Origin of the sequence: Moorena sp. SIO4A1, assembly GCF_010672065.1 — a bacterium.
GTDB lineage: Bacteria > Cyanobacteriota > Cyanobacteriia > Cyanobacteriales > Coleofasciculaceae > Moorena.
This window is the reverse complement of sequence record NZ_JAAHHX010000302.1, coordinates 1-2,338: the sequence shown is the minus strand read 5'-3', so window position 1 is coordinate 2,338 and position 2,338 is coordinate 1. Positions and strand designations below refer to the sequence as shown.

1 protein-coding gene and 1 pseudogene are annotated in these 2,338 nt (G+C 49.1%); both read right to left on the bottom strand.

What is annotated here, in order from left to right; genetic code table 11:
* Nucleotides 1–1,698: catalase/peroxidase HPI (katG, locus tag F6K53_RS37525; protein ID WP_293084728.1), on the bottom strand; the 1,698-nt coding region annotated here is incomplete at its 3' end.
* Between the two features lie 69 nt (nucleotides 1,699–1,767).
* A pseudogene (locus F6K53_RS37520) lies at nucleotides 1,768–2,338 on the bottom strand (HNH endonuclease); the annotation flags it as partial.

Here is a 2,338-nt window from a genome sequence, read left to right as displayed (position 1 = left end):
GTCAAATGACTCTGCGTCGGTCATCTCATCCGTTGCATCGCCCCGCCCCGGAGAAAAGGGGACAGTAATTTCGAAGCCAGCGGCTTGAGCAGCTTGCTCGATACCTACGTTACCGGCCAAGACGATGACATCCGCTATGCTTGCCTTGGTCTCTGCTGCAATGCTGTCTAGAACAGTTAATACTTTTGCCAAACGAGCTGGCTCATTGCCTTCCCAATCCTTCTGCGGAGTCAGACGAATTCGCGCCCCGTTTGCGCCACCGCGCTTGTCCGATCCGCGAAATGTACGAGCGCTGTCCCAAGCGGTACAAACCATTTCACTAACGCTCAGACCGCTTACTGCAATGCGTTCCTTTACGGCTTGAATATCGTAATCAGTATTCCCGGCTGGAATAGGATCTTGCCAGATCAGATCCTCTTCTGGAACATCGGGGCCAATATAGCGAGTCTTTGGCCCCATATCTCGGTGGGTCAGTTTGAACCATGCCCGTCTGAAGACATTACTGAAATATTCAGGATCGTTGTAGAACCGCTCGGAAATCTTTCGATACTTTGGGTCCATCTTCATGGCCATATCGGCGTCGGTCATTACAAGGTTGCCGCGAATCGTCTGATCTGCAACATTGACGGGTTTGTCTTCTTCCTTCGGGTCAATCGGTTCCCATTGCCACGCACCTGCTGGACTCTTCTTTAGTTCCCAGTCATAGTTGAGCAGCATATGAAAATAACCATTATCCCACAGGGTCGGCTGAGGCGTCCAGGCCCCTTCTATACCACTGGTAACGGTGTTGTGACCAATACCCTGACCAGTATTGTTCACCCACCCCAAGCCCTGGTCTTGGATATCTGCCCCTTCGGGTTCCATGCCCAGCAACCCGGGATCACCGTTACCGTGACATTTGCCCACCGTATGCCCCCCAGCTGTAAGAGCTACGGTTTCTTCGTCGTTCATCGCCATACGGGCAAAGGTAACGCGCACGTCATTGGCGGTTTTGATAGGGTCGGGATTGCCATCTACACCCTCGGGATTAACATAAATCAACCCCATTGTTACCGCAGCCAGTGGATTTTCTAGCTTTCGCTCATCAGAATAGCGGCTGTGGTGGTTATCGCTGGGGGCAAGCCATTCCTTTTCTGGCCCCCAGTAAATATCTTTTTCGGGATGCCAGATATCTTCTCGACCAAAGGCGAAACCAAAGGTTTTTAGTCCCATGGATTCGTAGGCGATCGTGCCAGCATAGGTAATCAAATCGGCCCAACTAAGCTGGCTTCCATACTTCTTCTTTATCGGCCAGAGTAGACGGCGTGCCTTGTCTAGGTTGGCGTTGTCTGGCCAGGAGTTGAGTGGCGCAAAACGTTGATTACCTGTCCCCGCACCGCCACGACCATCCGCAATCCGGTAGGTTCCGGCTGCGTGCCAGGTCATACGGATCATCAGACCACCATAGTGACCCCAATCCGCTGGCCACCAATCTTGGCTGTCGGTCATCAGCGCATGTAGGTCTTGTTTTAGTGCAACCACATCAAGTTTTTTTACCGCCTCCCGATAGTTAAAGTCCACTCCCATCGGATCAGTTTTGCGATCATGCTGACTCAAAATATCGAGATGAAGTGCCTTCGGCCACCACTCCATCTCTGACATACTATATGTTGTTACACTACCGTGTATCACCGGACATTTACCACCAGTGGTTGTCATCTTTCTACCTCCTTGGAGACTCCCATTATACCCGCAGGGTTAACGGTGAGAGGAAAAGGAGGACAGAATCTAGTTTGTATAAGCATAACCATCCTTTCTGTGAATAAATCGACAATATTTGTGACTAATCCCTTGCACTAGTCCTCCCAAAGTTGAGATATTGAAAGACCCTGATTTTCTGGTTGCGACCCGTCCTACATAAGTACCAATATTCTTCCCCTTAGTTACCACGGCGCGGACAATATCTCCTGTCTGAAAGCCTTTGTGAAATTTAATTCTGGAGCAATGACGAATGGGGAACCCATACTTATTAGTCCTACAGAGCTGACGAGTGCCGTGTCCTTTGGCTGTTATTACCAAAGGTAGGGTTACTTCAATAATCAGAGTTTCAACTTTTCCAACATTGGCCGCATCTAACCAATGAGTTTTAGGAAGATTTTGGCGGCACCTGTTGAATTTTGTTAATCCGCCGCTACCCACTTCAACAGGCAATCCTATTGATTTCAGTTCGTAGTATAACGTACAGCGAGTTGAGTTAACAGAAGCCGCATCAGCCAGGGGGCGTAATGATTGACTCAGTATTCGTTTCAAGATACTAGGCTTTTTCGACAAAAAAAGCTCAATATCTTGATTGGATTTA